Raw genomic sequence first — 14,486 nt, 5'->3', positions numbered from 1 at the left:
CCCGTGAGCAAGAATATCAAATTTATCCGCTTGTGATTAAATGGTTTACCGAAGGACGCCTTGAATTAAGAAACAAGATGGCTTATTTAGATGGAAAACTTCTACCTAAACAAGGCTATGCTGCTGAATAGCTTGTAAATATCCAGCTCATAACTAAAGGTAAGTAGTGAGCAAGCATTTTTATCTATAGATCTTCCTATTTCAAATATTATCGGGTAAGATTACAGCTTTCTTGAGAATTGTTTTCAATAAGATCTCCTTCTGTCATTTTCTATTTAATAGGAATATTTATGTTCAAAAAAACACTACTTACCTTAGCCTTTGCTGTCTCTTGCTCTTCTCTCTCATTTGCAAAAGATGTGACCATTCCGACCGCTCGTGGTGATGTTACTTTCACTCAAACACCAACCAAACTTGCTGTATTTGAAGCTGCAGCAATTGATACGCTTGCACATTTAGGCGTACCTGTTGCAGGTAGTCCTGATGTGGCTCGTACCTTGCCATATTTAAAACCAGCAACAGAAAAAGCGGTGAATATCGGTACTGTTTTTGAACCAAATTACGAAGCATTAAACAGCTTAAAACCAGACTTAATTATTGTAGGTAGCCGTGCAGCAAAAAAAGTCGATGAACTAAAAGAGATTGCAACAACTATTGATGTAACCACACCAAAAGAAGTGAATACTTTACAAGGTGGTTTAAACAATATTGAAAACTACGGTAAATTATTCAATAAAGAAGCGGAAGCGGCAAAATTAAAAGCTGAGCTTGAAACCTTAATCGCCGAAACCAAAGCAGCGGTAAAAGGTAAAGGAAATGGCTTAATCGTGCTTGTTAATGGTGGCAAAATGTCCGCATTTGGTCCTGTTGGTCGCTTAGGTTGGGTTCACTCTGCTCTTAATATTCCTGAAGCAAAATTTGAAGTGAATACCAAAGGAGCAAACCACGGTACACCAATTTCATTCGAATACTTACAAAAAGTAAATCCAGATTGGTTATTCGTGTTAGACCGCACCGCAGCCATTGGTGAAGAGGGCAAAACAGCACAAGAAGTGTTAGATAACGAATTAGTCCATCAAACAAAGGCATGGAAAAACGGACACGTCATTTACCTCAGCAGTTCAGCATACCTTGCAGCTGGCAGCGTAGAACAAATGCGTTTAGATCTTAACCACATCAAACAAGCCTTCTCTAAATAATGCGAAAGCTCACGTTTTTTAATCTTTTTTTACTTTTAATCCTCTGCCCCCTCAGTATGTCCGTGGGGGTAGCGGATTTTCATTGGGGCGAATTGTTTAGCCAGTCTGAGCAATCACAACTTTTCTTTATTAGCCGCTTACCTCGCACCCTTGCTGTCATCCTTGTTGGTGCAACACTCAGCGTGGCAGGAATGGTGCTGCAAATTGTGCTGAAAAACCGTTTTATAGAACCCAGTATGATTGGGGCAAGCCAAAGTGCAGCGGTGGGGATTTTAATTGCAAGCCTTTGCTTCCCTGCAATGCCACTCATTTTCAAAATGTCGTTTGCAACCGTAACGGCACTAATTGGTATGGCAATTTTTATGCTGCTAATGCGTAATCTACCGCCCCATCAAAAACTGATGTTGCCATTAGTGGGGATTATTTTCGGCAATATTATTGAAGCGGTAACTACCTTTATTGCCTACGAAACCGACAGTTTGCAGCTACTTTCCGTTTGGTTTGCAGGCGATTTCTCAGGCGTTTTAGCAGGAAGATATGAACTGCTTTGGCTAACCGCAGCTTTAGCCGTCATCATCTACATTCTTGCTGACCAACTCAGCATCGCAGGACTTGGACAGAATATCAGCACCAGTCTTGGCATTAACTACCATCAAATGACGTGGATTGCCTTGATTATTGTCGCCATGATTACCGCGGTAATTGTCGTCACCATTGGGCAAATTCCGTTTATCGGTTTAGTGGTACCGAACATCGTTTCACGCCTGGCAGGCGATCGACTTCGCCAGAATCTGCCTGTTGTGGTGTTATTTGGAGCGAACCTCATTCTTATGTGCGATATTCTCGGGCGAGTGGTAAACGATCCGTTTGAAGTGCCGATTTCCACGATTTTCGGCATCGTCGGCACAGTGATTTTCCTCTATCTGCTCTTTAGGGGGAAAAAAGTATGAAAACATCCCGAGTTTTGATTATTTCAAGTCTGATTCTGCTTGTAAGCAGTCTGTTTTTTATGCTGTTTAACAGCAACGGGAATTGGGATTTTATTCTGCCGTTTCGTGGCAAAAAACTGTTGTTATTGCTGACGGTAGCATATACCATTGGCGTTTCAACCTTATTATTTCAAACGCTGACGAACAACCCGATTTTAACGCCAAGTATTTTGGGGTTTGACGCGCTCTACTTGCTGCTTCAAACCGTACTCGTGTTTTTACTCGGTGGACTCGGTTTTACTCAACTTCCGATTGCAAACAAATTTGCGTTTGAAACCTTGCTGATGCTTGGTGCCGCTCTATTGCTATTCCGCACACTCACCAAAGACAATGCCGATATCGCCCGAATGTTATTGATTGGTGTGGTGTTTGGTGTATTCTTCCGTAGTGTGAACAACCTTCTGCAACGTATGATCGATCCAGAAGAATTTGCCGTCGCACAAAGCTCCTCTTTTGCGAGCTTTAATAGTGCCAATCCAACCCTTTTAACCATTGGAATCATCATCGCCTTACTAAGTAGTATCTGGATTTGGACACAACGCCACAAGCTAGATGTATTGATGCTCGGCAAACACAAAGCCATTGGTTTAGGTATTAACTACAACCGCTTTTCGCATCAACTGCTGATTTGCTGTGCCTTGTTGGTGTCGGTGTCCACCGCTTTAGTCGGACCAATCCTCTTTTTAGGATTACTGGTTTGTGCCATTGTGAACTCCATCAGCCCAACAATGCAACACGCTATTCGTATTCCGCTCACATTCATCATATCTGCCATCACGTTGGTATTAGGGCAAGCGGTGTTTGAACAACTGTTCAAATTACAAGGTGTGCTAAGTGTCGTGATCGAATTCTTAGGTGGCATCGTGTTTATCTATTTAATGCTCAAAAAACAAAAATGATCGAAGTTAAAAATCTTTCCCATCACATCGGGCAAAGTCCGATTCTAAAAAACATTAACCTCACTATTCCAAATGGGGGTATTACTGCTCTTGTGGGTGCAAACGGTGCGGGCAAATCTACCCTGCTCTCGCTCATGGCCCGTTTAAACCCGATTCAAAGCGGTCAAATTTTGCTAGATAATTACAATATTTCGACCACCGATTCTCGCACTATTGCACAGCATTTGGCGATCTTAACCCAAGACAACGTGATCCACAGCCGCATTACTGTGCAAGATTTGCTGATGTTCGGGCGTTATCCGCATCATCAAGGCAAAATTCAACCGCTTGATCATGAAATTGTGGCTGAAGCCCTTGAGCGTTTTGAGCTACTCCATCTTACCAACCGTTTTTTGAATGAACTCTCAGGTGGGCAACGCCAACGTGCCTTAATTGCAATGACCTTCTGCCAAAAAACTAGCCACGTATTGCTTGATGAACCGCTCAATAACCTTGATATGTTCCATGCCCGTGAGTTAATGCGATTGTTAAGAAAACTGACTGATGAATTGGCACTTACCACTGTAATGGTAGTGCACGACATCAATATGGCAGCAGCTTATGCTGATACGATTGTGGCGATGAAAAATGGAGAAATTGTGATGATAGGTACACCTGAAGAAATCATCACAACCGAGCATCTAAAAAACATATTTGGTTTGGATGCGGAAGTGTTAAAACACCAAGGAAAAAGATTGGTGGTACATCATATTTGATTTAAAAAATTTATTAATTTCTCCGTTTATAGCTAATCTCAAATCACCTAGCGGTTAAATTCTACAAAATTTTTGTAAAATTTAACCGCTTGTACAAGTTCCTACCGCAATTACCCCGTGATCTTTCCAATAACATTAAGTAAAATATAGGCGATTTTGTCTACTTTTCACAGCAAGATCATTTTAAATTCATTATAACGGAGAAATTTTATGGCAATGAATAACATTTTAGGTTTATTCGCCCAATCGCCACTCAAACCTCTCAAACAACTCTCTGTAAAAGTAACTGAATGCAGTGAGCTGTTAGACCCCTTTTTTGAAGCTTCTTTCAATCACGATTGGGATGCGGCAGAAGAAATTCGAAACCATATTGTGGAATTAGAACGTAATGCTGACCTCCTCAAACGTGAGATTCGATTAAAATTACCTCGCGGATTATTCCTTCCCGTTGAACGCTCAGATTTATTAGAAATTGTTACGCAACTGGATAAATTAGCAAACTATTCAAAAGATATCGCAACTCGTGTTATTGGCCGTCATTTGGAAGTGCCAGAAATTATGCAACCCGCATTTCGTCAATTTATCTTCCGTAGCCTCGATTCTTGTCGCCAAGTACGCAAAGTATTAGGTGAGCTTGATGAGTTGCTTGAAACAGGTTTCCGAGGTCGAGAACGTCACTTCGTGAATGACATGATTTTAGAGCTAGATAAAATCGAAGATGATACGGATCAACTTCAAATCGCCCTACGTCGTACGCTTTTCGGCTTAGAAGCGGAATTAAACCCTATTGATGTTATGTTTTTATATAAATGTATTGAGCGAATCAGCATCTTAGCAGATCAAGCTCAGCGTATTGGTTCGCGAATCGAGCTAATGCTTGCAAAAGCATAGGAGAACTTATGGAACTTTTACAAGAATATGGCTCAATCTTAGTGATTGTGACAGCCGTATTAGGCTTTTTAATGGCATTTGGTATTGGTGCAAATGATGTATCAAATGCAATGGGAACCTCGGTAGGTTCAGGTACAATCACTGTTAAACAAGCGATTATGATCGCAATGGTTTTCGAACTTGCTGGTGCTTATTTAGCAGGTGGTGAAGTAGCTGATACCATTAAAAGTGGTATTATTCAAGCCGATGCTTTTACCGATACGCCTGGAATCCTCGTGCTTGGCATGATGTCTTCCCTTTGTGCATCAGGGGTATGGTTAATTATTGCAACCAAAATGGGTTGGCCTGTTTCAGGTACACACACGATCATTGGTGCGGTAATTGGTTTTGCCTTGGTCACTGTTGGTGGCGAATCAATCCAATGGGGTCAATTAACAGGTATCGTGGGTAGTTGGTTCATTACGCCTGTGCTTGCAGGGATTATTGCTTTTGTCATCTTTGTTAATTCACAAAAACTGATTTTTAACCGCTCAGAGCCATTCAAACAAGCAAAAAAATATGGCCCATTCTATATGGGGGTAACTATTTTTATCCTTGCTATCGTAACAATCTCAAAAGGTTTAAAACACGTGGGTTTAAATCTTTCTGGTTGGCAAACATTCGGTATTTCAATTACTTTAGCAATTATTGCTGGCGTATTAGGTGCAATCTATTTTCGTAGCCAAGCCTTTACAAATAAAGTAAAAGACCAATCTAGTTTCGGTGGCGTTGAAAAAATCTTTAGTATTTTAATGCTTTTAACCGCTTGTGCAATGGCCTTTGCACACGGTTCAAATGATGTAGCAAACGCAATTGGTCCATTAGCTGCGGTTGAATCTATCGTGGCAAACGGTGGTGATATCGCGAGTAAAACAGGTATGGCACCATGGGTATTACCATTAGGTGCATTAGGTATGGGTGTTGGTTTAGCAATAATGGGTAAATCAGTTATGGCAACGGTAGGGACAGGTATTACTGAACTTACACCAAGCCGTGGTTTTGCAGCACAATTTGCGTGTGCGGTAACTGTTGTACTTGCATCAGGTACAGGCTTACCAATTTCCACCACACAAACCCTAGTAGGTGCAATTTTAGGTGTTGGTTTTGCACGTGGTATCGCGGCAATAAACTTAGGTATTATCCGTAATATCGTTGCATCGTGGTTTGTTACCTTACCAGCAGGTGCAGTACTTTCAATTATTATTTACTATATCTTGCACGCTATCTTTCACTAATTAAATAAAATTGTAGTAAGAAAAATGAGGCTGAATTTAGATAAAATTCAGCCTCATTTTTCTTACTACGCATCTTAACATCATAAAGACATAGTAGACAAAAAAGCCTCGCAAATGCGAGGCTTTTTTTACAAAATAAATTATTTTGTGCTTGGAATGCTGAAACGTTTGTTGAAGCGTTCAACACGACCACCAGTATCAACAACACGTTGTTTACCAGTATAGAATGGATGGCAGTTGCCACAAACGTCTAGGTTTAAGTTTTTACCCACTGTTGAGCGAGTTTTGATTTCGTTACCGCATGAACATGTTGCAGTAATTTCAGTATATTCTGGGTGAATACCTTGTTTCATTGGAGAACCTCATAAGAAGCCATATCGCCGCTTATCTTGTTTCAACTATTATTATAATTGAACCGCTGATAAGCACCATATGTGATTAATAATATGTTAAGCTTATGCTTAACGCCTAGAAGAGTGCGTATTCTAAGTGAAAGTTGAGCGAAGATCAACCGCTAATTTAATGCAGAATTTATGTGAGCTAGATCACAAAAAGTAGATGATTTTTTTGAGTTTTGAAATAAACTTGATTACAATCACGAGCAATCAAAAATAATCTTAATTTAATCAAAATGAACGGGAGAATGACGATGGCTGAGCGTAAAGTTTTAGCAAATGCGATTCGTGTATTAAGTATGGACGCCGTCCAAAAAGCCAATTCTGGTCACCCTGGTGCACCAATGGGTATGGCTGATATTGCAGAAGTGTTATGGCGTGATTTTTTAAAGCATAATCCAAACAATCCAAAATGGGCTGATCGCGACCGCTTTGTATTGTCAAATGGTCACGGCTCAATGTTAATTTATAGCCTTTTACATTTAACAGGCTACGATCTTTCTATTGAAGATTTAAAACAATTCCGCCAATTACACTCAAAAACGCCAGGTCACCCTGAATATGGTTATGCTCCAGGTGTTGAAACGACCACAGGGCCACTTGGTCAAGGTATTACCAATGCGGTAGGTATGGCGATTGCAGAGAAAACCTTAGCAGCACAATTTAACCGTGAAGGCCACGACATTGTGAACCACTACACCTACGCATTCTTAGGTGATGGCTGCTTGATGGAAGGGATCTCACACGAAGCAGCATCGCTTGCAGGCACATTAGGTTTAGGCAAGTTAATTGCTTTCTATGACGACAATAATATCTCTATTGATGGTCACGTAGATGGCTGGTTTAGCGATGACACAGCACAACGTTTCGAAGCATATGGCTGGCAAGTAATCCGTAATGTTGATGGTCACGATCCTGAGCAAATTAAATTTGCGATTGAAAATGCACAAGCCGAGAAAGAACGTCCAACGTTAATTATCTGTAAAACTATTATTGGTTACGGTTCACCAAATAAATGTAACTCGCACGACTGCCACGGTGCACCATTAGGTGAAGCAGAAATTAAAGCAGCACGCGAATTTCTAAACTGGGAACATGAGCCGTTTGTCATTCCAGCAGACATTTATGCAGCGTGGGATGCAAAAGCAAAAGGTGCTGAAGAAGAACAATCTTGGGATGCAAAATTTGCAGCATATTCAACCGCTTATCCAGAATTAGCAACAGAATTTAAACGCCGTATGAGTGGTGAATTACCAGCAAATTGGGAAGCAGAAAGCCAAGCATTTATCGAAAAATTACAGGCAAATCCTGCAAACATTGCAAGCCGTAAAGCATCACAAAATGCGATTGAAGCTTACGCTCACGTGTTGCCAGAGTTTTTAGGTGGTTCAGCGGACTTAGCTAGCTCAAACTTAACTTTATGGCCTGGCTCTAAACCAATTCGTGCAGATCACAACGTAGATGGTAACTACATTAACTACGGCGTACGTGAATTTGGTATGTCTGCGATTATGAATGGTATTGCTTTACACGGTGGCTTCATTCCTTACGGGGCGACCTTCTTAATGTTCTATGAGTACGCTCACAACGCTGTACGTATGGCAGCATTGATGAAACAACGCGTGTTATTCGTTTATACGCACGACTCAATCGGTTTAGGTGAAGATGGTCCAACTCACCAACCAGTTGAGCAGACTGCGGCATTACGCTACATTCCAAATCTTGAAACGTGGCGTCCAGCTGACCAAGTAGAATCTGCAATTGCCTGGAAAGCTGCCGTTGAGCGTCATGATGGCCCAAGTGCGTTAATCTTCACTCGTCAAAATCTTCAACAACAAAATCGCACTGCAGAGCAATTAGCGAATGTAGCACGTGGTGGTTATGTGTTAAAAGACGCAGCAGGTACGCCAGATTTAATCCTAATCGCAACAGGTTCTGAAGTTGAATTAGCGGTGAAAGCAGCAGAAGTGTTAGAAGCTGAAGGTAAAAAAGTACGCGTGGTTTCAATGCCAAGCACCAACGTGTTTGATAAGCAAGATGAGGCTTACCGTGAATCAGTATTACCTCGTTCAGTGACTAAACGCGTTGCTATTGAAGCACAATTGTCAGACTTCTGGTACAAATATGTAGGCTTTGAAGGTCGTATCGTAGGTATGAATAGCTTCGGTGAATCTGCACCGGCAGGCGAGTTATTCAAACTCTTCGGTTTCACCGTTGAAAACGTTGTAACAAAAGCGAAAGAGATTTTGTAATTCTATACAGAGTATATATTTCACGTTAAAATAGCAGACGTGGTGCGAGCTTAGGAATAATTACTTAAGGTCCACAAATCTAATATTCAAGTAAATAGAAAGTCGTTGTATATGCCGTAGGTTATTAAACGTACGTGGTATATGGCGGCTTTTTCTTAGTAAAATATACCTGTGACCTTTTATTATGAGAATACCTAGAATTTATCATCCCTTTCCAATAGCAAATCAAACAAGCTGTATTCTAAGCGAAGATGCCACCAACCACGTTGGGCGTGTATTGAGAATGAATGAGGGCGACGCCATTATTTTATTTGATGGATCTAACCATATCTTTCACGCCACGTTACAAGCGGTCGAAAAAAAACAAATTATTGCAAAAATTCACTCTAGCGAATTAGATGATCGCGAATCGCCTTTGCATATTCATTTAGGGCAAGTAATTTCGCGTGGTGATCGAATGGAGTTTACCATTCAGAAATCCGTAGAGTTAGGCGTAAAAACTATTACGCCTCTTTGGTCAGAGCGCTGTGGCGTAAAACTCACTGAAGAACGCCAAGATAAAAAATTACAACAATGGCAGAAAATTGCGATTGCGGCTTGTGAGCAATGTGGACGTAATGAAATCCCTGAAATTCGTCCAATGATGAAACTTACTGATTGGTGCAAAGAGCAAGATGGAATGCTTAAGTTGAATTTACATCCAAGAGCCCAATATACGATCCGTCAATTGCCGAATATGCCGAAAGAGGGCGTGCGATTGCTCATTGGTTCTGAAGGCGGGCTTTCTCCCGAAGAGATTACGATGACAGAGGCAGAAGGCTTTACTGAGGTGTTATTGGGCAAACGAGTATTACGCACAGAAACTGCCTCCCTCGCAGCAATTACCGCTTTACAAGTCTGCTTTGGTGATATTTAACGAGAAAAGAGAATGTTAGAAAACTTACAAGGTAAATTTTTAATTGCAACCCCAGATATGGACGATCCTTATTTTGATCGTGCCGTTGTTTATATTTGTGAACACAATAACAACGGAGCCATGGGATTAATCATCAATATGCCAACCGATTTATCTGTATTGGAATTGCTCACTAAAATGGATTTCCAAATGGCAAATCAACGTGATTACAAAAAAGATCAGATGGTATTAAGCGGTGGTCCTGTGAGCCAAGATCGCGGCTTTATTGTCCACACCAAAACGGCACAATCTTTCTTGCACTCTTATAAAATCACAGATGACATTATGCTAACCACATCGGGCGATGTGCTGGATACCTTAGGCACAACAGATGCGCCTGAACACTTTATTGTTTGTTTAGGTTGCTCTACTTGGAATAGCGAACAACTACAACAAGAAATCGCCCAGAATATGTGGATTTATTCTGAATCCAACAACAAAACTTTATTCAACACAGGTTATCTTGACCGCTGGTTAGAAGCCAACGAAATGATGGGCATTTCATCGGGAGTATTAGGAAGTGCTGGACGAGCGTAAACGTATTTATTGGCATAGTAGACAAATAGTTGCTAATCCGTCAAAACCTATATCATGTGGCAAAACAGTTGGTAAGGATTATAGTTAATAATCAAAACCAACATTTTTGTCTATTATGCCCCCTTTTTAATTAATAATCCAACTGATCCTTATACAACGTATAATCGTCTTTTAAGGCTTGGATGAGCTTCACAAAATCATCAGGCAATGGGGCGTGCCATTCCAGGATTTCACCTGTGATAGGGTGCTCTAAACGTAACATCGCGGCGTGTAAGGCTTGGCGTTGAAATGAACGTAATACTGCTAAAAATTCTTCACTTGCACCTTTAGGTGGGCGAGGACGACCGCCGTAAAGTTGGTCTCCTAAAAGCGGGTGAGCAATGTGTGCCATATGTACACGGATTTGGTGTGTACGCCCTGTTTCCAAGCGTAAACGCAAACGGGTATAGTTGCGGAAACGCTCCATAATGCGGTAATGCGTGACTGCAGATTTACCCATTGGATGTACTGCCATTGCGGTGCGTTTGGTTGGGTGGCGAGCCATTGGCTCATCAACCTTACCACCTTGGGTCATAATGCCACTCGCAACAGCTTCATATTCACGGGTAATTTGGCGTTTTTGTAGTGCAGTTACTAGGTGCGTTTGAGCAGGGATATTTTTCGCGACCACCATTAAACCCGTTGTATCTTTGTCTAAACGGTGTACGATACCCGCACGTGGCACTTCTGCAATCGATGGATAGTGGTAAAGTAGTGCATTTAATACTGTGCCATCTGGATTACCCGCACCTGGGTGTACGACTAAATCTTTCGGTTTGTTGATCACAATAATATCGTCATCTTCATACACGATATTAAGTGGGATATTTTGAGGCTCGAAACGCACTTCCTCTTCAATTTCTGCCAACACTTCAATCAATTCACCACCAAAAACTTTTTCCCGCGCTTTATTGGCCACTTTGCCATTGACTTTCACTAAATCATTTTCGATCCAAACTTTTAAACGTGAGCGTGAGTAATCGGGGAAAAGTTGCGCAAGTGCCTGATCAAGCCTTGCACCTAATAAATCGGCAGAAACCTCTGCAGTTAGCGTCATCTGTTGAGCCATTTGTCTATTCCTATTTAATCTATTATCTATTGCTTATTTGTGAGCGTGTTATAAAATAAGGCAATTCGTACGAACTTAATGAAGTGCCTTTGGTCTATTGCAAGTATTGTACATTAACTTTTGATCTTAGACACTTTTTTATCTCTTTAAGGTAATTATTATGCGTAAATTTACTTCTCTTGCTTCGCTGATCTTAGCGGGTTTACTCGTTGTGGGTTGCTCAAATTCAAATAAAGAACTCGAAGAAGCGTCAGCTCAAGATCTTTATAATAAAGGTCAAACTTACTTGCAAGATGGCGATTATAACTCAGCGATCCGCTATTTAGATGCCATTGGCGGAAAAGGCAATGCTCAAGGGCAATTCGGCGAACAAACACAATTGAGCTTAATTTATGCACAATATAAAGTAGGCGAATACTACAAAGCATTAGATATTGCAGAACGTTTTGTGCGTGCTTACCCAAATAGTGCTCATACAGACTATGTTTTCTACCTTGCGGCACTTTCCAATGCTCGTTTAGGCGATAACTTTATTCAAGATTTCTTTGGCGTAAATCGTGCTTCTCGCTCAATTGATGCGGTGCGAAATGCTTACGGTAGCTTCCAAACCATCGTACGTGATTTTCCAAATAGCAAATATGCACCAGAAGCACAACAATGGATGGGATATTTGTTAAACCGTATGGCAGAACACGAACTTGAAGTGGTGAAATTCTACGACAAGCGTGATGCTTATGTGGCAATGACCAACCGTGTAGAAGAAATGATACGTTTCTATCCTGATACAAAAGCCACTGCTGAAGCGTTACCTTATATGAAAAAAGCCTTTGAACAAATGGGTTTGAATGATTCTGCTCAAAAAGTAGATGCCTTGATTGAAGCGAATAAAGGTAAAGAATATCCAAACGTAACTAAACCAGCTTACGGCGAACAGTTCTAATTTCATTTTATTTTGCCACAGCAGTTCAATGCTTCTGTGGCTTTTTTAGTATTTAAAGCATAGTATGAAAATTCTCGGCATTGAAACTTCTTGTGATGAAACAGGCGTTGCCATTTATGATGAAGAAAAAGGATTAATTGCCAACCAGCTTTACAGCCAAATTGAGATGCACGCAGACTACGGCGGCGTGGTGCCAGAATTGGCTTCACGTGATCATATCCGCAAAACCGTGCCACTGATAGAAGCTGCATTAAAAGAAGCAAATTTGACCGCTTGCGAGATTGATGGCGTGGCTTATACCGCAGGCCCTGGCTTAGTGGGCGCATTATTAGTAGGGGCAACTATAGCCCGTTCGCTTGCCTATGCGTGGAACGTCCCCGCACTCGGCGTACATCATATGGAAGGGCATCTACTCGCTCCAATGTTGGAAGAGACCCCGCCAGAATTTCCTTTTGTCGCACTACTTATTTCAGGCGGACATACACAATTAGTGAAAGTGGATGGTGTTGGGCAATATGAATTGCTTGGCGAATCTATCGATGATGCTGCGGGTGAAGCCTTTGATAAAACAGGTAAACTGCTTGGATTGGATTATCCAGCTGGTGTGGCAGTTTCAAAATTAGCGGAAAAAGGCACGCCAAATCGCTTTGTTTTTCCACGCCCAATGACGGATCGTCCTGGCTTAGACTTTAGCTTTTCAGGCTTAAAAACGTTTGCCGCAAACACCATTAATACCAATTTGGATGAGAACGGTAAATTAGACGAACAAACCCGTTGCGACATCTCTCACGCTTTCCAACAAGCGGTGGTCGATACTATCATCATCAAATGCAAACGAGCCTTACAACAAACAGGCTACAAACGCTTAGTGATGGCGGGCGGTGTGAGTGCAAATAAACAGCTGCGTGCCGATTTAGCCGAAATGATTAAATCCCTTGGCGGAGAGGTTTACTACCCTCGACCGCAATTTTGTACTGACAACGGCGCGATGATTGCTTACACAGGCTTCCTTCGCTTAAAACATGGTGAGCAAACCGATTTAAGTGTGAGTGTAAAACCTCGTTGGGCAATGACAGAATTACCAAGTTTGTAAGCGGTCGAATTTTTAGAAAAATTTGCAAATGGTGATTTATGCAAAATATACAACACAATTATGTAATTAGTTTAACAACAGCAACTGATCGAAGAGAGCATATTACCAAAGAATTTGGTAAGCAAAATATTACCTTTGAATTTTTTGATGCTATTACCCCAAATAATTTAGAATTAAAAGCGAAAGAATTAGGCATTGATATTTCTAATAGCCCTCTTACTAAAGGAGAAATAGCTTGTGCATTAAGCCATATCGCTTTATATTATTTAGCTAAAGAAAAAGAGCTTGATTATATTTGTATTTTTGAAGATGACATCTATTTAGGTGAAAATGCTAATTTATTACTAAATAATAATAACTATATTGATGATAATGTTGACATTGTGAAAATTGAGAAAAATTTTGATACTGTTATATTATCTGTTTTTTCTATTAAAGAATACCTAGGTAGAAAATTTTATAAATTAACCAAATCAAATTCTGGAACTGGAGGCTATATTGTTACTAAAAAAGGAATCGATTTTTTAGTTAAAAATATAAAGGAAATTAAAGATATTGAGATAGACAATTTATTATTTAAGCAACTTTTACTAAAAAAAGAATATACTGTATGGCAAATGCAACCTGCAGTATGTATCCAAGATTGCCTATTAAATCCTCAAACATCTAGTTTTGGTGTTATGGGAGGAGAAGGTGGTGAAAGAGATCAAAGAAGGGATAAGAAAAATAAAAAGAAATTACCACTTATTATTAGATTAGTAAAAGAAGTTAAACGCCCATTTGCAAAATTAAATAAAAAATTTTTTGGTAAGAAAGCTTATTTTAAATAAGGAATAAAAATGAACGTAGCACAATTTCACCAATTAGTTGAACAAACGTGGGACGAAATCGAAGAAAAAATTGATGATGAAGGTTTATCGGTTGATGCCGAAATTCAAGGGGCGGTTTGTACTTTAACTTTCGATGACGATTCACAAATTATCATCAACAAACAAGAAGCAATGCTTGAACTTTGGCTTGCAAGTAAACTGGGCGGCTTCCATTTCAAATATCTTGATGATGAATGGAAAACCGCTGAAGGGCGTTCTTTCTGGCAGCATCTAGAAGAAGCCTTCGCAAGACATGGGGAAGAGGTTAAATTTACTTCTTAATTCGTAGGGTGGGCTTTAGCCCACCATTTTCAATTTAAACCCAGTGAT

15 protein-coding genes and 1 pseudogene are annotated in these 14,486 nt (G+C 40.5%); 14 read left to right on the top strand and 2 right to left on the bottom strand.

What is annotated here, in order from left to right; translation table 11 throughout:
* From purN to QMF79_RS03645, 7 genes and pseudogenes are all read left to right on the top strand, one after another.
* Nucleotides 1-131 (top strand): annotated as a pseudogene (purN, locus tag QMF79_RS03675) (phosphoribosylglycinamide formyltransferase); the annotation flags it as partial.
* Nucleotides 132-290: 159 nt separating this feature from the next.
* Nucleotides 291-1,199, top strand: coding sequence for a siderophore ABC transporter substrate-binding protein (locus QMF79_RS03670; protein WP_040216853.1), 909 nt, complete (start codon nucleotides 291-293; stop codon nucleotides 1,197-1,199).
* On the top strand, nucleotides 1,199-2,149 hold the full coding sequence (locus QMF79_RS03665; RefSeq protein WP_281772815.1) for an ABC transporter permease: 951 nt from the start codon (nucleotides 1,199-1,201) through the stop codon (nucleotides 2,147-2,149). Before QMF79_RS03670 ends, QMF79_RS03665 begins: the two co-directional genes overlap by 1 nt.
* Nucleotides 2,146-3,087 carry an iron chelate uptake ABC transporter family permease subunit gene (locus QMF79_RS03660; RefSeq protein WP_281772814.1) on the top strand — a complete coding sequence of 314 codons (942 nt, stop codon included), beginning with the start codon at nucleotides 2,146-2,148 and terminating at the stop codon, nucleotides 3,085-3,087. Before QMF79_RS03665 ends, QMF79_RS03660 begins: the two co-directional genes overlap by 4 nt.
* Entirely contained in the window at nucleotides 3,084-3,842 is a 759-nt protein-coding gene (locus tag QMF79_RS03655) for an ABC transporter ATP-binding protein (RefSeq protein ID WP_281772813.1), read from the top strand. Before QMF79_RS03660 ends, QMF79_RS03655 begins: the two co-directional genes overlap by 4 nt.
* A 210-nt stretch (nucleotides 3,843-4,052) precedes the next feature.
* On the top strand, nucleotides 4,053-4,733 hold the full coding sequence (locus QMF79_RS03650) for a TIGR00153 family protein (RefSeq protein ID WP_040216843.1): 681 nt from the start codon (nucleotides 4,053-4,055) through the stop codon (nucleotides 4,731-4,733).
* A gap of 8 nt (nucleotides 4,734-4,741) precedes the next feature.
* A complete protein-coding gene (locus tag QMF79_RS03645; RefSeq protein ID WP_281772812.1) occupies nucleotides 4,742-6,007 on the top strand; it encodes an inorganic phosphate transporter in 1,266 nt (421 codons plus the stop codon).
* Between the two features lie 140 nt (nucleotides 6,008-6,147).
* Here QMF79_RS03645 and rpmE read toward each other — a convergent pair whose 3' ends face one another.
* The gene (gene rpmE, locus QMF79_RS03640; protein WP_005706713.1) at nucleotides 6,148-6,360 is read right to left on the bottom strand and encodes a 50S ribosomal protein L31; all 213 of its coding nucleotides are present in this window, start codon (nucleotides 6,358-6,360) and stop codon (nucleotides 6,148-6,150) included.
* Between the two features lie 296 nt (nucleotides 6,361-6,656).
* On the opposite strand from rpmE, the gene tkt reads away from it, so the two are divergent.
* The 3 genes from tkt (at nucleotide 6,657) to QMF79_RS03625 (ending at nucleotide 10,146) form a co-directional block, all read left to right on the top strand.
* Nucleotides 6,657-8,654, top strand: a complete 1,998-nt coding sequence (tkt, locus tag QMF79_RS03635; protein ID WP_281772811.1) for a transketolase — start codon at nucleotides 6,657-6,659, stop codon at nucleotides 8,652-8,654.
* Nucleotides 8,655-8,838: 184 nt separating this feature from the next.
* A complete protein-coding gene (gene rsmE, locus QMF79_RS03630; RefSeq protein ID WP_281772810.1) occupies nucleotides 8,839-9,570 on the top strand; it encodes a 16S rRNA (uracil(1498)-N(3))-methyltransferase in 732 nt (243 codons plus the stop codon).
* Nucleotides 9,571-9,582: 12 nt separating this feature from the next.
* Nucleotides 9,583-10,146 (top strand): YqgE/AlgH family protein, encoded by a 564-nt coding sequence (locus QMF79_RS03625; RefSeq protein ID WP_281772809.1) that lies wholly within the window; start codon nucleotides 9,583-9,585, stop codon nucleotides 10,144-10,146.
* A 130-nt stretch (nucleotides 10,147-10,276) separates the two neighbouring features.
* Here the strand turns inward: QMF79_RS03625 and rluD are convergent, their stop codons facing one another.
* A complete protein-coding gene (gene rluD, locus QMF79_RS03620) occupies nucleotides 10,277-11,254 on the bottom strand; it encodes a 23S rRNA pseudouridine(1911/1915/1917) synthase RluD (RefSeq protein WP_281772808.1) in 978 nt (325 codons plus the stop codon).
* A gap of 160 nt (nucleotides 11,255-11,414) precedes the next feature.
* Here rluD and QMF79_RS03615 point away from each other — a divergent pair, with 160 nt between their 5' ends.
* The 4 genes from QMF79_RS03615 to cyaY all read left to right on the top strand — a co-directional run bounded on the left by QMF79_RS03615 (nucleotide 11,415) and on the right by cyaY (nucleotide 14,438).
* On the top strand, nucleotides 11,415-12,194 hold the full coding sequence (locus QMF79_RS03615) for an outer membrane protein assembly factor BamD (protein ID WP_281772807.1): 780 nt from the start codon (nucleotides 11,415-11,417) through the stop codon (nucleotides 12,192-12,194).
* Nucleotides 12,195-12,258: 64 nt separating this feature from the next.
* Complete coding sequence (gene tsaD, locus QMF79_RS03610; protein ID WP_281772806.1) at nucleotides 12,259-13,287, top strand: tRNA (adenosine(37)-N6)-threonylcarbamoyltransferase complex transferase subunit TsaD; 1,029 nt, start codon at nucleotides 12,259-12,261, stop codon at nucleotides 13,285-13,287.
* A gap of 38 nt (nucleotides 13,288-13,325) precedes the next feature.
* On the top strand, nucleotides 13,326-14,117 hold the full coding sequence (locus QMF79_RS03605; protein ID WP_281772805.1) for a glycosyltransferase family 25 protein: 792 nt from the start codon (nucleotides 13,326-13,328) through the stop codon (nucleotides 14,115-14,117).
* A gap of 9 nt (nucleotides 14,118-14,126) precedes the next feature.
* The gene (gene cyaY, locus QMF79_RS03600; protein ID WP_111353020.1) at nucleotides 14,127-14,438 is read left to right on the top strand and encodes an iron donor protein CyaY; all 312 of its coding nucleotides are present in this window, start codon (nucleotides 14,127-14,129) and stop codon (nucleotides 14,436-14,438) included.
* Nucleotides 14,439-14,486 lie beyond the last annotated feature (48 nt).

It is taken from the genome of Pseudohaemophilus parahaemolyticus, from assembly GCF_938021905.1.
Classification (GTDB): domain Bacteria; phylum Pseudomonadota; class Gammaproteobacteria; order Enterobacterales; family Pasteurellaceae; genus Haemophilus_A; species Haemophilus_A parahaemolyticus_B.
The sequence above is the reverse complement of the archived record's forward strand: the minus strand, read 5'-3'. Positions and strand labels throughout refer to the sequence as shown.